Consider the following 16002-nt stretch of genomic DNA (forward strand, 5'->3'; position numbering starts at 1 on the left):
CTTGGCGCTTCTCCCAAGGCTGCCGGTATGGAAGCATTGATGCATGAAAGAAGGGTAGAGCTTGCATTTGAACCCGGCAGATGGTTTGATATAACCCGCTGGGGTATTGGGCCAACTGTATTTGGCTCAAAATGGAAAGAGGCATTCAATTTATTTCCATTTCCTCAATCTGAAATTACCAGAAGCAATGGCTTGCTGAAACAAAACAATGGGTATTGATGTAGCCATGCGTTTATAAATCATTCTGAAAAAAACGGATCATCGTTAATAAGAAGGGCAGCTAAATGGTTGCCCTTCTTATAATTTAGGAAGTAAATTTTTACTTTTTTAAGCCCCGGCCAATTTCTCACAAAGCCACTTGCTACTCAATTATTTTGTATTAATTTACTTCTTCAAATTATACCACAACACCAGGAGAATTACTTCTCTTTAAAAAAAAATATCCGGTTTCAGCAGAAGTAAAACAAGCGTACATGAGGCATCCATTTTTACGGTTTTTATTATTAATGTTAACCTGTACAGGTTTTTTTAGCTGTCACTTATTTCAGAGGGATAAGCTTTTTAAGAACTTAGACAAAAGCCAGACCGGGATCGACTTTGAAAATCACCTTGCTTACTCAGATACACTCTCTGTACTGGATTTTGAATACATGTTTAATGGTGCGGGTGTTGCCTTACTGGATGTTAACCAGGATGGATTACTGGATGTGCTTTTTACCGGCAACAATGTTTCTGCAAGATTGTACCTGAATAAGGGCAACATGAAATTTGAAGACATAACAGAAAAGGCAGGTTTAAAAACCGAAGGCTGGTGTTATGGTGCTTCCATAGTGGATATCAACCAGGACGGTTATCCTGATATTTACATCTGTAAATCTGGCAACCGTAAAACCAGTCCTGATAAAATGCACAATCTTTTTTTTATCAACAACGGTAACAACACGTTTACTGATGCCGCTGCAAAAATGGGTTTGGATGATGATGGTTATGATGTACAGGCCGCATTTTTTGATTATGATCACGATGGTGACCTGGACATGTACCTGCTGCGAAATTCATTTGTAAGTTATAATCGCAATACGGCAAGGACAAAGCAAACTGATGGGAGTGCAACTTCCACAAACAGACTATTTCGCAACAATGGCAACGGCACTTTTACCAATGTTTCTAAAGAAGCAGGCATTACCATTGAAGGGTTTGGGCTGGGCGTAAGTATCTGCGATCTGAATGATGATAACTGGCCCGATGTATACGTGTCCAATGATTTTTTGACCAACGATATTATCTGGATCAACAACCAGAATGGAACATTTACTAACATGGCAGATAAAATGCTGAGGCATACTTCTTACAATGCCATGGGGAATGATGTGGCGGATATTAACAACGATGGAAAACCGGATATTGTAGAAGTAGACATGCTGCCACCAGATAACAAACGCTGGAAGCTTACAATGATGGGTAATAACTATGAACAGTTTCAACAGGATTTAAAATTTGGCTACCAGCCGCAGTATGTTAGAAACACATTGCAGTTAAATAATGGCAATGGTACTTTTAGCGAAATTGGACAACTATCAGGCATTGCTGCAACTGAATGGAGCTGGGGGCCGCTTATCGCTGATTTTGATAATGACGGTTTAAAAGATTTATTTATCACCAATGGGTACAGGCAGGATGTAACCAATCTTGATTTTATTGTGTATGGTAAAAAAGCTTTGTACATGGGTACACCGGAAGCCAACCGGAAGGATCGTATTGACCGGCTTAAAAATTTTGAGGGGATAAAAGTTCCTAATTTTATTTTTAAAAATAACGGTGATCTTACTTTTTCAAATGTAACAAAAGACTGGGGACTGGATTTTGCCACCTATTCAAACGGCGCAGCTTATGGCGATCTGGATAACGATGGGGATCTTGATCTGGTGATCAATAATTTGGATCAGCCGGCATCTGTTTTTGAAAATCAGTCCAATCTGATTAAGCCAGATGCAAAATGGCTGCGGATAAATTTTAAAGGCCCAAAAGGCAACCGCGATGGCCTGGGGGCAAAAGTATATACCTGGCAGGCAGCTGCAATGCAGTACCAATACTTCTCTCCATACAAAGGCTACCTGTCCGCTATGGAGCCTTTACTTCATTTCGGTTTCCAAAACAAAGCTGTAGATAGTATAAAAGTTAAATGGCAGGATGGTAAGGAGCAGCTAATAAAAAACCCGTTGCTCAACAAATTACTAACGCTTGATTATAAAAATGCTGTTCAGATAAACACCCAACCCGTTGTATCAAATGCTTCTCTTTTTACAGAATGCAGTAAAGAAAAAAAAATACAGTACAAGCACCAGGAAGATGAATTTGTAGATTTTAAATTGCAGCCATTGATGCCCCATCTCTTATCGCACGAGGGTCCTGGAATAAGTGCAGGCGATGTAAACGGCGATGGTCTGGAAGATTTTTTTGTGGGGGGTGCCGCAGGTTTTAAACCCTGTATTTTTACACAGAAAAAAAATGGGGTATTTACAAAGCATGAATTTGGGAATACTAATTTAGCCGACAATATGGGCGCTTTGTTTTTTGATGCAGATAAAGATGGTGATTTGGATTTGTATGTTGTAAGCGGAGGAATATGTGATAAGAAAAACGGAGACTCCGTTTATCAGCATCTCTTTTTTATCAATGACGGAAAAGGAAATTTTACTGCTGCAAAAAATGCGATACCACCAATTAATACCAGTGGTGCTGCAGTTATTGCTGCAGATTATGATCACGATGGCGATCTTGATTTATTTATTGGTGGCAGGGTTAGCCCGGGTGAATATCCCTTTGCACCAAAAAGTTTTTTACTGCGCAACGATTCTAAAAAAGGGGCCATAAAATTTACAGATGTTACAAAGGAACTTTGTCCAAAATTGCAAAATATCGGCATGGTAACATCAGCGCTGTGGACAGATTTTGACAATGATGGCTGGCCCGATTTGATAATAGCGGGAGAATTTATGCCCATCAGCTTTATCAAAAATGAAAAGGGAAAAAGTTTTGCTGATCCGCTCACCGTTGCTCATTCGCAAGGCTGGTGGAACGGTATTGTAGCGGGCGATTTTGACAACGATGGCGACATAGATTATGTGGTGGGTAACCGTGGATTAAATGGTCCTTACAAAGCAAGTGCTGCAGAACCTGTATGCATCTATGCAAAAGATTATGATAAAAACGGACGGCTGGATCCTGTGATGTGTCATTACGAAAATGGTACGGAATACATGGTACATGCGAGAGATGATATCAATAAACAGATTACACCCATGCGGGCCCGCTTTACGGATTATACTTCGTACGCATCTGCAACTTTTAAAGAAGCTTTTACGCCGGAAGAGATTGGTGATGCGTATGCGGTGCGATGCGAAACCTTTGCCAGCACCTACATTGAGAATTTAGGTGGCGGAAAATTTGCGATGCATAACCTGCCATTGGAAGCACAGTTTGCACCCATTTACGGAATGCGTACGAAAGATTTTAATGCAGATGGTAACCTGGATATTTTATGCGTAGGTAATTCTTATTCAACAGAAGTACAGGCAGGCCGGTACGATGCACAGGGTAGTTTTTTACTGATGGGAAATGGCAAAGGTGGTTTTACTGCCAACAGGAAGGAAATTAACGTAATTGGCGATAATAAAGCAGTAGCTGAAATACAAAGTGCAGATGGTTCTTCCCTGTTTTTAATTAGTAGCAATAGCGATAGTTTACATGTCTTTCGTTTAAATCAGCCACACCAGAAAGTGGTTGCCATTAACCCGGACGATGCATACGCAATCAGTACATTTCGAAATGGATTTAAACGCCGGGAAGAATTTTATTACGGCAATGCATATTTATCTCAGTCAGGGCGGCAGTTATTGGTTGCGCCCAATGTTCAATCAATTGTTATTTTTAAATCCTCCGGAGAAAAACGGATACTAAATTTTTGAATACAAACATAGATCATATTATCGACGGGTATTCACGGTTGTTTCTGCAGGAGGCTGGAGAAAATACCAGCCACGGCTTGTCACCAGTCGGCGCTGCCCCCTGCCAAAGCCGCAACTGCTTGTCTGCAATGCACGCTTCTTTCAGTAAAATAGCAATAGTTATCTGCCTGCTGATATTCGTTTCCTGTACTCAAAAAAGAGCATTATTCCAACTGCAGCCTTCTTCCCAAACAGGCATTCATTTTAATAATAAAGTAGAAGAAAATGAAAAGTACAATGTGCTCGAATACATGAATATTTATACAGGCGCAGGAGTTGCCGCAGGCGATATTAACAATGATGGTTTACCAGATTTGTATTTTAGCGGTAACCAAACTTCCGGGCGTTTGTACCTCAATAAAGGCAATTTTAAATTTGAAGATATTACCGAAAAAGCAGGCCTGCTTATTAACCGGTGGTGTACCGGCGTTTCAATGGTAGACATCAACGGAGACGGCTTGCTGGATATTTATGTAAATGTAGCTGGCAGCGCAAAGTTTGGGGATATGCACAACCTGTTTTACATCAACCAGGGTATATCAGCTGCCGGCAATGTTACCTTTAAAGAACAAGCCGCCGCTTATGGTATTGCGGACACAAGGCAAACAATGAACGCTTCCTTTTTTGATTATGATAAAGACGGCGACCTGGATTTATTTCTCATTACCAATCCTGCGGATGAAATGGTAACAGGCATTAATAGTATTCACGATAGAAAAATAAATGGAGAGTCTGCCGGAACAGATATTTTGTACCGCAACAACGGCCCCTCATCAACAGGTCAAATTACTTTTACCGATGTGTCCAGGGAGGCAGGGATTTTGGTGGAAGGCTATAGCCTTGGTGCCGCTGTAAGCGATGTAAACGGTGATGGGTGGCCGGATATTTATGTGTCGAACGATTTTTTAACCAACGATATTTTATACATCAATAATGGCAACGGCACTTTTAGTGATAAAACAGCAGAATGCCTGAAGCATACCAGCTTTGCCTCCATGGGCAACGATATTGCCGATTTTAACAATGACGGCTTGCCGGATATTTATACCCTGGATATGTTACCGGAAGACAATTACCGTAAAAAATTAATTATCCCGCCAGCAAGTTATGATAAGTTTCAACTGTTACTTCAAAAGGGCTATGAACCTCAATATACAAGAAATGCACTACAGTTAAACAATGGCAATGGAACTTTCAGTGACATCAGTTTTTTATCGGGTATAAGCAGTACTGACTGGAGCTGGAGTGCCTTATGGGCAGATTATGACAACGATGGGGATAAAGATTTAATGGTTACAAACGGCTTTTACCGTGACCTGGGTAACCTCGATTATATCAATTATCAGGCACGTATGCATAACCCAATGGGCAACCAGGATGCAAAACGGGAAGAGAAGTTAAAAGCAATAAAGAACCTGGAAAAAGTACCGATGCAAAATTATCTTTTTGAAAATAACAACGACCTTACTTTTACCAAACGGTCAGATGATTGGGGGTTTACGCAAAAGGGTTTTTCTAACGGAGCATGCTATGCTGACCTCGACAATGATGGTGACCTTGATTTGATTATTAACTGTTTTAATGAAGAGGCGAGAGTGTATAAAAACAACAGCAATGAAATTAACAAAAATAATTTTTTGAATATTTCATTAAAAGGAAGGAAGCCTAATCTGCAGGGCATCGGTTCAAAAGTATGGATATATACAAGTGGTAAAATGCAGTTCCAGGAATTTTATCCTTATCGTGGATATGAATCTTCGGTACAACCCATCATTCATTTTGGTGTAGGAACGCATACTTCAATAGACAGTTTAAAAATAGTATGGCCCGATGGCAGTAAGCAGATTTTATACAATGTAAAAACAAACAATGCTTTAAAACTTGATATTGCCCATGCAACCGTAACGCCATCTTCTTCTATAAAAAATATAAAATATACAACACATTTATTTACAGAAATTACCGGCGCAAAGGGTTTAAACTATCAACACAAAGAACCCGATTTTGATGATTTTAAAGTGCAGCCTTTATTGCCGCACCAGTTTTCAAAAAACGGTCCGGGTATAGCCGTAGGAGATGTGAATGGTGATGGACTGGAAGATTTTTTTATCGGGGGAACTGCAGCATCAAACGGAAGTTTTTTCTTCCAAAATAAAGACGGCAGTTTTATAAAACACCCATTGCCAGCAAATACTTTGTCGGATAATATGGGTGTGTTATTATTTGATGCAGACAATGACAACGATCTGGATTTATATATCGTAGGCGGCGGGTCAGAAAGCCCCATCAATTCGGCAGCATACCAGGATGAATTTTTTGAAAATGATGGCAAGGGCAATTTTAAAAAAGTGATTGGTGCGCTGCCGGGTTTAAAAGCAAGTGGTTCCTGCGTAATAGCATGCGATTATGACCATGATGGTGATCTGGATCTTTTTATCGGCGGGCGGATATCGCCAGGCAGTTATCCATTACCCGGTAGAAGTTACTTGTTGCGCAATGACGGAACTCCGGGAAAAATAAAATTTACAGATGTAACAAAAGAAGTTTGTCCGAAACTGGCGGACATAGGTATGGTGACTTCAGCACTGTGGACAGATTATGATAATGATGGCTGGAGTGATCTGATCATTACCGGTGAATTTATGCCCATTACTTTTATAAAAAATAATATGGGTAAAAACTTTGCACCACCATATACCATTGATAACTCCAAAGGCTGGTGGAATAGTATAGTGGCGGGAGATTTTGATAACGATGGAGATATAGACTATGTGATAGGGAACCTCGGTTTAAACAGCAGGCACAAGGCTTCTGTAAAAGAACCACTTTGTATTTACGCAAAAGATTATGATAAAAATGGCTTAATAGATCCGGTGATGTGTTATTATGTGAATGGTAAAAATTATATTTATCCCACCAGGGATGAGATGATAAAACAAATCAATTCCATGCGGGGACGTTTTCCTTCCTATCAGGATTATGCCTCCGTAACTTTCGAAGCATCTTTTTTGCCTGAAGAAATTAAAGATGCCTATGTCGTAAAATCAGAATGCTTTGAAAGCAGTTATTTGGAGAATAAGGGTAACGGAAAATTTGTGCGGACTGCCCTGCCGGTGGAGGCACAGTTTGCGCCGGTTTTTGCAATGCTTACCGGCGATTATAACAAGGATGGAAACCTGGATATTTTAATGGCGGGTAATTCATACAGTACCGAAGCATCTACAGGCAGGTACGATGCTTTGCAGGGATTGTTACTGACAGGTGATGGTAAAGGAAATTTTACTGCAGTAAAAAGTGCAGCAACAGGTTTTAATGCAGACAATGATGTAAAAAGTCTTGCCCAGATTGAAGCAGCAAATGGTACTGCCGTTATTTTGACTGGAAATAATAATAGTGAGCTGAAAGCATATCAAATGCAGACGAAAGGCATGATCATTATTCCGATAAAGAATACGGATGTGTACGCCATCATTCAAAAAAAGAACGGACAATCTTACAAGCAGGAACTTTATTATGGCAGCAACTACCTGTCTCAAACATCCAGGAAACTAATAGTGAGTAAAGAGGTGGTACATATAACACTGGTAGATAATAAAGGAATTAAAAGAGAACAAATTTTAAAGTAGCTATTATGAGGAAACGAATACTAATTGTTGCAGGATATTTTGTTGTGATTTTTTTACCGGCATGCCGGCAACAAACAAGTCCGGAAGCACTGAATAAATTTTATGAAAACAAATTGCCTGAATGGAATGGCAAACTTACGCAGGTAATTATTCAGGATATTTTTAGCCCGGCTGTGTGCAGCAGAATATATGCATATACTAATATTGCTGCCTATGAAGCTTTGCGTTCTCAATATAATTATCCTTCTTATGCGGGCAGGTTACATGATCTTACAACATTACCGGCTCCTGCGCAAGGCAAGCAATATTGTTACCCTGTTTCCAGCATCATTGCTTTTACAACCGTTGCTCAAAAAATGGTTTTTAGTGGTGGTCTTGTAGTAACCATGGAGAAGGATTTTTTAAAGCAACTGGATAGTCTGAATGTAAACAAGGCCTTGTTGGATAGCTCCATTGCTTACGGCCGCCAGGTGGGCAATCATATTCTGGCGTGGGCAGCACAGGATGGTTACCTGCAACGAAACTCAATGACGGCCTACATTGTAACAAAAGAGGCGGGCAGGTATCAACCAACGCCTCCCAACTACATTGATGCCATTGAAACCAACTGGAAAACTTTAAGACTCTTTGTACTGGATTCTGCAGCACAGTTTCGTCCCCCGCCGCCAACAAAATATGATACAACCAAAGGTTCAGCATTTTATAAAGAGGCTTACCAGGTATATGAGGGAGTAAAGAACTCAAAACAAGGTGATTCTGCCACGGCATGGTACTGGGATGACAACCCTAACACTTCTGTTACCAACGGGCATGTTACATTTTTTCAACAAAAAAATTCACCACCGGGCCACTGGATATTTATCGCCTGTTCCGTTGCTGAAAAAGAAAAGTTTAATCCCATGAAAACGGCCTCCCTGATTTCTACCACTGCTATTGCAATTGCAGATGGATTTATTTCCTGCTGGGAAGCGAAGTATATGTACAATTATATCAGGCCCGAAACTTTTATTAATAATTACATCGATAAAGATTGGTTGCCGCTGATACAAACGCCTTCATTTCCTGAATACCCGAGTGCACACAGTGTGGCCTCGTCCAGTGCCTCAACCATTCTTACAAAAATGGTGGGAGAAAATTATGCATTTACAGATTCCAACGAAGTTCCTTTTGGACGCCCAACAAGAAACTTTAAATCTTTTTACGATGCAGCAGACCAGGCAAGCATCAGCAGGTTTTATGGAGGAATTCATTTTATCAACGCTATTGAAAAAGGAAAAGTGGAAGGACGAAGTGTGGGCAATTTTATTTTTTCGAAACTAAAATGATAGCATCAGTTCTATCGCAAAAAATGTGCTGCTAATATACAATCGCACTTAGGCCTGGTTATATTTTGCCACTCCAGCTAATTTCATTTTATGCAGGTATTGAAATTGTGTAGCTTTTTGTACTGTTTTTATTTTTCTTTTTTTTATCAGAAAAATGAGAAAGCAGTTTGTAACATAATTTGGATAAGAGGATGCTTTTTTAATCTTGGCAGATTATTTCAGTTCATCCAGTTAACATTTTAAACAATCGTTTGCATGTTCACGATTTTATAAAAGCTCTTATATTCAACCTAGTTTTTCATCACAAACAAACAATTATGAACCGAAAAGATTTTATTAAAAAAAGTGCGCTGGCAGGTGTATCATTTTCATTGTTTCCGTCAACAGATATTTTTGCAGCAGGTATTAATTTACAAAAGGTAAAACTCGCTATCATCGGTGTTGGAGCAAGGGGAAGTAACCACCTGGATTTATTGCTGAGAAGAGAAGACGTGGAACTGGTGGCCATTTGTGATGTGGATGACCGGGTATTAACAACGGCGAAGGAAATGATACAGAAGAGTGGCAAAAAAATGCCCAAAATATATACAGGAGATAATTCTGCCTGGCAAAAATTGCTGCAGCAGGAAAAACTGGATGGTGTGTTGATTGTTACACCGTGGGAATGGCATAAGCCGATGATATTGGGTGCGCTGGATGCCGGTATTAAATATGTAGCAACAGAAGTAATTCTGGGAATTACTTTACAGGATCACTGGGATGTTGTAAAAGCCACCGAAAAAAATAATGCGCATGTAATGATGCTGGAAAACGTTTGTTACCGCAGAGATGTGATGGCTATTTTAAATATGGTTAGGCAGGGATTGTTTGGTGAATTAATTCATTTGCAGGGAGGTTACCAGCACGATTTAAGAGAAGTATTATTCAATGACGGTGTGCATACTTATGGCCATGGCATTGAGTTTGGTGAAAGAGCTTTTTCAGAAGCGCATTGGCGTACAGAACATTCTGTGCATCGCAATGGCGATCTGTATCCTACCCATGGTATTGGCCCAATTGCCCAATATGTTGATATCAATCATGGCAACCGCTTTGTATCACTTTGTTCTTTTTCATCCAAGGCGAGAGGGCTACACAATTATGTGGTAAAAGTGGGCGGTAATGATCATCCCAATGCGAAGGTTAAATTTAAAACCGGCGATGTAATCACTACTTCTATCAACTGTGCTAATGGAGAAACTATTTTGTTACAACACGATACTTATTCGCCACGCCCTTACTCACTTGGTTTCAGGGTTCAGGGTACAGAAGGTTTATGGATGGATGTTAACAACAGTATTTATATCCAGGAAAAATCAGCCAAAAATGATAGCTGGGATAATGCGCAGGAATGGCTGGACAAATACGATCATCCGCTTTGGAAAAGATGGAGTAAGGAAACGAAAGGAGCCGGCCATGGGGGAATGGATTTTTTTGTAATTCATGGATTTGTAGAAGCCATCAAACGAAACGAACCAACACCGATGGATGTGTATGATGCAGCAGCTTACAGCGCCATTACTCCTTTAAGCGAACAATCCATTGAATTGGGAAACCAAACGGTGGAGTTTCCTGATTTTACCAGCGGCCAATGGATGTACCGTAAGCCTTCATTTTCACTTACAGATGAATATTGATTTTTAAGAGGAAAAGCGGATTGTGTAAAATTGACTGAGGGCAACTTCGTTCGCCGCAGTTAAGGTCCTGGTATTTTCGCCAGTTCAGAAAGAATAAAGAAAACTTTGTTTTATAAAGCTTCTTAATTGTTATAACTCAATAAAAATATCAAATATGGGTAAGCCAATTTTTGTTCGCCTGTTACTGTTGCTATTAGGGAATGCCAGCTGCCTGAATGTTTTTTGTCAAATAAAAAATACAGAGATTGATACCATCAAACTGAAAGATTTCAGGCCTGTATCCATTTATAAAATTCCGCAAACCAATATTGTAAAAGCAAAATACCCGGTAATAGATTTTCATTCGCACGATTATCCGAAAACAGATGTGGAGGTGGATGTGTGGGTGAAAAGGATGGACGAAATGAATATTGCAAAAACGTTGATCCTGACCTATTCTACCGGAGCCCGTTTCGATTCACTGGTAGAGAAATATGGCCGTTATAAAAACAGGTTTGAAGTGTGGTGTGGTTTTGATTACACCGGCCACGAAAAGCCGGGATGGGAAAAACATGCAGTAGCGGAACTGGAAAGATGCTATAGAAAAGGGGCTACCGGTGTAGGTGAATTGGGTGACAAAGGGTTGGGTGAATTGTACTCGCTGCCAGTGGCAGGATATGGCTTACACATTGATGACCCTGCTATGAAACCCTTACTTGAAAAATGTGCTGAATTAAAAATGCCGGTTAGCATTCACGTTGCAGAAGACCAGTGGATGTATGAAAAGCCCGACGCCACCAATGACGGTTTAATGAATGCTGCCACCTGGCAGGTAGATATGACTAAGCCTGGAATTTTAACGCATGATGCATTGATAAAAACGCTGGAGAATGCCGTAAAAAATAATCCTAAAACAATATTTATTGCCTGTCATCTGGCCAATACCAATTCCGACCTGAGTATGTTGGGAAGACTGTTTGATTTGTATCCAAACCTGTATGCAGATATTGCAGCACGGTTTGGAGAATTTGCACCAATACCGGGATACACCAGGGCTTTTTTTGAAAAGTATGCCGATAAAATTGTTTATGGAACTGATATGGGTTTCGACAAGGAAATGTATCAGACAACGTTTCGCATACTTGAAACGGCCGATGAACACTTTTATGATCACCAGTTGTTTAGTTATCACTGGGCTTTATATGGATTGAACCTAAATGATGCTACATTAAGAAAAATTTACAGCATCAATGGTAATAAGATTTTAAATCATTCAAAACAAAATAAACTATGAGCCGCCTTTTTTCCAATGAAGCACAAACCACCGCAGAAAAAAGCGTTGCCGCGGCAGCGGTAATAAATCCACCGATGCCTGTTAGCAGGATTGCTTCGGTGGATGTGTACAGGGGTTTTGTGATGCTGCTGATGATGGGTGAAATACTTTCTTTCGATGCTGTGTCAAAACAATTACCTGGCAGTTCCTTCTGGGGCTTTCTGGCATACAATCAGAGTCATGTGGAATGGACATGGCTTGCCTTGCACGATATGATTCAACCTTCCTTTACCTTTTTAGTAGGCGTAGTATTGCCCTATTCAATTGCAAGTCGCAAAAGCAAAGGCGCTTCTTTCAATAAAGTTATTTTTCATACCATCAAACGGTCTTTAATTCTAATATTTCTGGGAATTTTTTTGCGATCCATGTCAGACACGCAAACCTACTTTACTTTTGAAGATACCCTTACACAGATTGGTTTGGGCTATACTTTTTTGGTATTGCTTTCCTATTGTTCGCAACGTATCCAGATAGCTGCATTGGTCATCATTTTGGTGGGTTACTGGCTGGCATTTGCATTGTATCCGTTGCCCGGTACTGACTTTAATTATGCTTCCGCAGGCGTTGTATCCAACTGGGAGCACAACCTTCATGGCTTTGCTGCACACTGGAACAAAAACACCAACCTTGCCTGGGCTTTTGATAAATGGTTTTTAAATCTATTTCCCAGGGAAAGTCCATTTTTAAACAATGGTGGCGGCTATGCAACGCTTAGTTTTATCCCCACCCTGGGCACTATGATTTTAGGCTTATTTGCGGGCAAAGTATTAAAAGAGAACAGCGCACAAAAGGACAAATTGAAGTTTTTTATTACCATGGGCGTCGCTTTGATATTGACAGGAGTTGTGTTGCATTTTACAGGAATCAATCCCATTGTAAAACGCATCTGGACGCCGGCCTGGACAATATTCAGCGGCGGCATTTGTTGTTTATTCTTAGCCTTTTTTTATGGCATAGTAGATGTGGCGAATAAAAAGAAATGGTCTTTCTTTTTGATGGTGATCGGCGCCAATTCAATTGCAGCCTATTGTATAGCCGACGGCGGTATCAGGTCATTTATTGCCGGTTCACTGTACATTCATCTGGGCCCAACCTACGACCAGATTTTTGGTGCGCCGTATGCTACCCTTGTAAAAGGTATGATTGTGTTGTTTTTTATATGGTTGATATTGTATTGGATGTTTAAGAAAAAGATTTTTATAAAGATTTAAGCACTTATTTGGGTTTCGTAATTATTGGTTCATCCCCCGCCATCTACCATTCCCGGTGGGAGGTATCAAAGAATAGACCGCAACCAGAAAAACAGATTTTATTGTCGTTACCTTAATTGCAAATATAAAATACGCCATCATAACAATTGTTGCAATTAGGGTAACGATAAATATTGTACCAGCCTTACACTCAAGTCCAATAAGGCCTGACAGGAACTTTTCAATATAGTGTAAATATAAAAGCCTGTAAAAGCTCCGATGAACTTTGCCGTATCATTTTTACCGGCAATATTGCTGACCCATGCTTTTAGAATTCCACCAGATGCATCTAAGCTTCTTAATATTCATTTTTCAAAAAATCGGGTTCTTAATCCTATAATAAATCTTACGTAGTAGTATAACTGCACGTCCACTATAATAAAGAGATAGAGTAAATTAAAGAATGCAGCACCTACAAATCTTTTATGAATATGGCTACTTTGTGTGGTGCAACTTCTTCCCCACCAAAATAGGGATATAGTTTATACCCTTCAGCCTTAGGTGTTACCGATAATCTTGGTAAAGAATCTATATTGCCATTAACGGAAAAAATATAACTGGCAGGTGTAATCAGTATACTGCAAATATGCTCTTTACCTATGTCAATAGTTGTCAGTTCTTTGTATTTTCTTACGCCATTGTTATATACATAACCAAATAAACGCAATGCATTGTTACCCCATCGCCAGCCAAATCTTGCACTATACTGTTGGTGAAAAGCATTATTATCCGCAAAACCATACAGCTTGTTTATGTCACTTTGGTTTTGCGGATCTGCGGTTGAATAAATAGCCGCACTATCAAACTTTACTTTAAATTTTAATTCGTTTAGGGATGTCGGAATAAATACATTGTCACTACACGAATGCTGGCCGGCGCTAATGGTATATGTTTTAAAATTACCCTGCGGTGTTAGCTTATTAATAATAATTTCATTGTTATTTTTTGTACAGGAACATACTGCTGCACATAGAACAATAATGCCAAAGGCTTTTTTCAAAATACTGGAGTTTTAATATTATAAATAAAACTCCAAAACAAATAAAATAGTATAATTTAAGTATTTCATTCTTTGTCATAGTTATTCTAAAATGCTTTAACCTGGCCAAAATAGGGGCCGTGGTGGAATTTTTTAATGACTACCTCCAAAGTAATTTCAACTAACCAATCAACGGTGCAATTGTGGGTTTACGCAGGCTGCAGTATTTTCTCCAGCACCATAAATTCCAGCCGTTGCAGGTGGTTGCCAGTTAGCCCATCTTCCTTAAACGGTATCCGCTCGCCGGTATCCTTGTACCCATATCGCTGGTACCAATTTATTAGTTCTGCACGCTGTGTAATTACACTCATAAAAATGGCCGGGCAATTTAAATGCAATGCGTATTCTTCCGCAGCTTTTAATATTTGTTTGCCAATACCAAAGCCCTGCAAATGAGGCGATACGCTAAACATGCCCAGATAAACTTTTGCACTTTTTTGCTGCAGGTTTACGCAGCCAACAATGTGCTGTTCGTCATTGATATATTTTAGAATTATACTACCTGGTATGTCCATTACTTGTTGCAGATTATTTTCGTCAGTACGTACATTACCGCCAATAAGATCAGCTTCGGTTGTCCAGCCCTGCCGGGAAGTTTCTCCGCGGTAAGCACTGTTCAGCAAGGCTGTAATGGCTGTAACATCCGCCGGTGTTGCAATAACAATTTGTGGGTTTGAAAATAGATACATAGAGGCGAAATTAATAGATTTTATAAACTTTAAATTACCGGATATAAATTTATTTGGTGTATTTAAAAATTAATTTCGTTGTGGGCGAAAACCTTGTAGCGATAAATATGCGAGAAATAGAAGTCTTAACTTTTAATTGAAAATATTTTTCCGGTGAGATGTATCAATCGGGAAGTTCCTGTACGTTCTGTGAGGAGCTTGGGGTAAAACTCCTCTTGCTTCCACTACTGCCTGCTATAGTTTTCTGTCTATCCGTATTTAATCTTTGATGAACGATTCACAAGTTCAGTTCGTCTTTGTCCAACCGGTTCGTTTTTAAGTTGTTGTTCAATTTCTATAAATTCATTTGCCTTTTCTAAAAATTCTCTACTGCTCAAAGTCTTCGCTACCCAACCTGCAAATTCAATAAATTCTGTGTCCTTATTTGTGTAAGCAAAATTTTCAACTAATGACTGATACTCCCAATTTAAACTTTCATTCTTGTCAAGTGGCAAAGGTTCTTTTTCTAAAAATATGTCAAACAAAAAAGTATTTGAAAAGAATGTTCTATGCGCCTTTTGTTCTGCATCTAATAACTTGTCACACTTGAATAAGATAAAAGTCCACTCAAATAAAAATATCGGATAACCGCTGTCGTCTGAAAAATTTTTGTCAAACCAATTCAGGTATCTCAGTCCACCTTTGTAGTCCCTGATTTTGATAAACTGTTCTGGAATTATATATCGAATTCCTTGTCCATCGCGATATTGTCCATCCCAATATTTTTTGTCGGCAGCTAATGCTTTCTTATACTTTTCAATCTTGGCTATTACTTTTTCTATTTGTTTATCTGTCATAATTTACATGGTCTCCAGTATGCCCAGATGCAAAGTTCGATGTTTGACGAAGTAAGGGAATAGATGCTTGTCAGGCATTATACAAATGCCGATGAACAAACCTTTGCTGAAGATAACCACAAAAAAGCTAAAAGCTAATGTTGAGCCCCGTACCATGGAGCAACAGAAATATAAATGGAGAAGATAACTTAGGTCACCCTGGCGCAGGAATTTTAAAAAAATAATAAACAAATAAAAGGCAC

The 16002-nt window shown here is 39.4% G+C and carries 10 protein-coding genes; 7 read left to right on the forward strand and 3 right to left on the reverse strand.

The window, feature by feature from the left end; genetic code table 11:
* The 7 genes from H7254_RS16365 to H7254_RS16395 form a co-directional block, all read left to right on the forward strand.
* Positions 1–219, forward strand: a 219-nt coding sequence (locus H7254_RS16365; protein WP_301933986.1) for a RagB/SusD family nutrient uptake outer membrane protein, incomplete at its 5' end; no start/stop codon positions are given.
* Between the two features lie 254 nt (positions 220–473).
* Positions 474–3968, forward strand: a complete 3495-nt coding sequence (locus H7254_RS16370) for a VCBS repeat-containing protein (protein ID WP_301933987.1) — start codon at positions 474–476, stop codon at positions 3966–3968.
* Positions 3965–7633 (forward strand): VCBS repeat-containing protein, encoded by a 3669-nt coding sequence (locus H7254_RS16375; protein WP_301933988.1) that lies wholly within the window; start codon positions 3965–3967, stop codon positions 7631–7633. The genes H7254_RS16370 and H7254_RS16375 overlap by 4 nt, the downstream gene beginning before the upstream one ends.
* A 5-nt stretch (positions 7634–7638) precedes the next feature.
* The gene (locus H7254_RS16380; RefSeq protein ID WP_301933989.1) at positions 7639–8958 is read left to right on the forward strand and encodes a vanadium-dependent haloperoxidase; all 1320 of its coding nucleotides are present in this window, start codon (positions 7639–7641) and stop codon (positions 8956–8958) included.
* 317 nt (positions 8959–9275) lie between these two features.
* Positions 9276–10634 carry a Gfo/Idh/MocA family protein gene (locus H7254_RS16385; protein WP_301933991.1) on the forward strand — a complete coding sequence of 453 codons (1359 nt, stop codon included), beginning with the start codon at positions 9276–9278 and terminating at the stop codon, positions 10632–10634.
* 154 nt (positions 10635–10788) lie between these two features.
* Positions 10789–11907 carry an amidohydrolase family protein gene (locus H7254_RS16390; protein WP_301933992.1) on the forward strand — a complete coding sequence of 373 codons (1119 nt, stop codon included), beginning with the start codon at positions 10789–10791 and terminating at the stop codon, positions 11905–11907.
* Positions 11904–13157 (forward strand): acyltransferase family protein, encoded by a 1254-nt coding sequence (locus H7254_RS16395; protein WP_301933993.1) that lies wholly within the window; start codon positions 11904–11906, stop codon positions 13155–13157. Before H7254_RS16390 ends, H7254_RS16395 begins: the two co-directional genes overlap by 4 nt.
* A 451-nt stretch (positions 13158–13608) precedes the next feature.
* Here H7254_RS16395 and H7254_RS16400 read toward each other — a convergent pair whose 3' ends face one another.
* From H7254_RS16400 to H7254_RS16410, 3 genes are all read right to left on the reverse strand, one after another.
* The gene (locus H7254_RS16400) at positions 13609–14196 is read right to left on the reverse strand and encodes a hypothetical protein (RefSeq protein WP_301933994.1); all 588 of its coding nucleotides are present in this window, start codon (positions 14194–14196) and stop codon (positions 13609–13611) included.
* 188 nt (positions 14197–14384) lie between these two features.
* Positions 14385–14924: a GNAT family N-acetyltransferase gene (locus H7254_RS16405; protein WP_301933995.1), complete on the reverse strand. Its 540-nt coding sequence runs from the start codon at positions 14922–14924 to the stop codon at positions 14385–14387.
* A gap of 248 nt (positions 14925–15172) precedes the next feature.
* Positions 15173–15760: a hypothetical protein gene (locus H7254_RS16410; protein ID WP_301933997.1), complete on the reverse strand. Its 588-nt coding sequence runs from the start codon at positions 15758–15760 to the stop codon at positions 15173–15175.
* Positions 15761–16002 lie beyond the last annotated feature (242 nt).

It is taken from the genome of Ferruginibacter sp., assembly GCF_014377975.1.
GTDB lineage: Bacteria > Bacteroidota > Bacteroidia > Chitinophagales > Chitinophagaceae > Ferruginibacter.

Bases quoted from the DNA above. Each gene is read 5' to 3' on its own strand.
- H7254_RS16370 (WP_301933987.1), top strand. From the start codon at position 474: ATGAGGCATCCATTTTTACGGTTTTTATTATTAATGTTAACCTGTACA.
- H7254_RS16380 (WP_301933989.1), top strand. From the start codon at position 7,639: ATGAGGAAACGAATACTAATTGTTGCAGGATATTTTGTTGTGATTTTT.
- H7254_RS16385 (WP_301933991.1), top strand. From the start codon at position 9,276: ATGAACCGAAAAGATTTTATTAAAAAAAGTGCGCTGGCAGGTGTATCA.
- H7254_RS16390 (WP_301933992.1), top strand. From the start codon at position 10,789: ATGGGTAAGCCAATTTTTGTTCGCCTGTTACTGTTGCTATTAGGGAAT.
- H7254_RS16395 (WP_301933993.1), top strand. From the start codon at position 11,904: ATGAGCCGCCTTTTTTCCAATGAAGCACAAACCACCGCAGAAAAAAGC.
- H7254_RS16405 (WP_301933995.1), bottom strand. From the start codon at position 14,924: ATGTATCTATTTTCAAACCCACAAATTGTTATTGCAACACCGGCGGAT.
- H7254_RS16410 (WP_301933997.1), bottom strand. From the start codon at position 15,760: ATGACAGATAAACAAATAGAAAAAGTAATAGCCAAGATTGAAAAGTAT.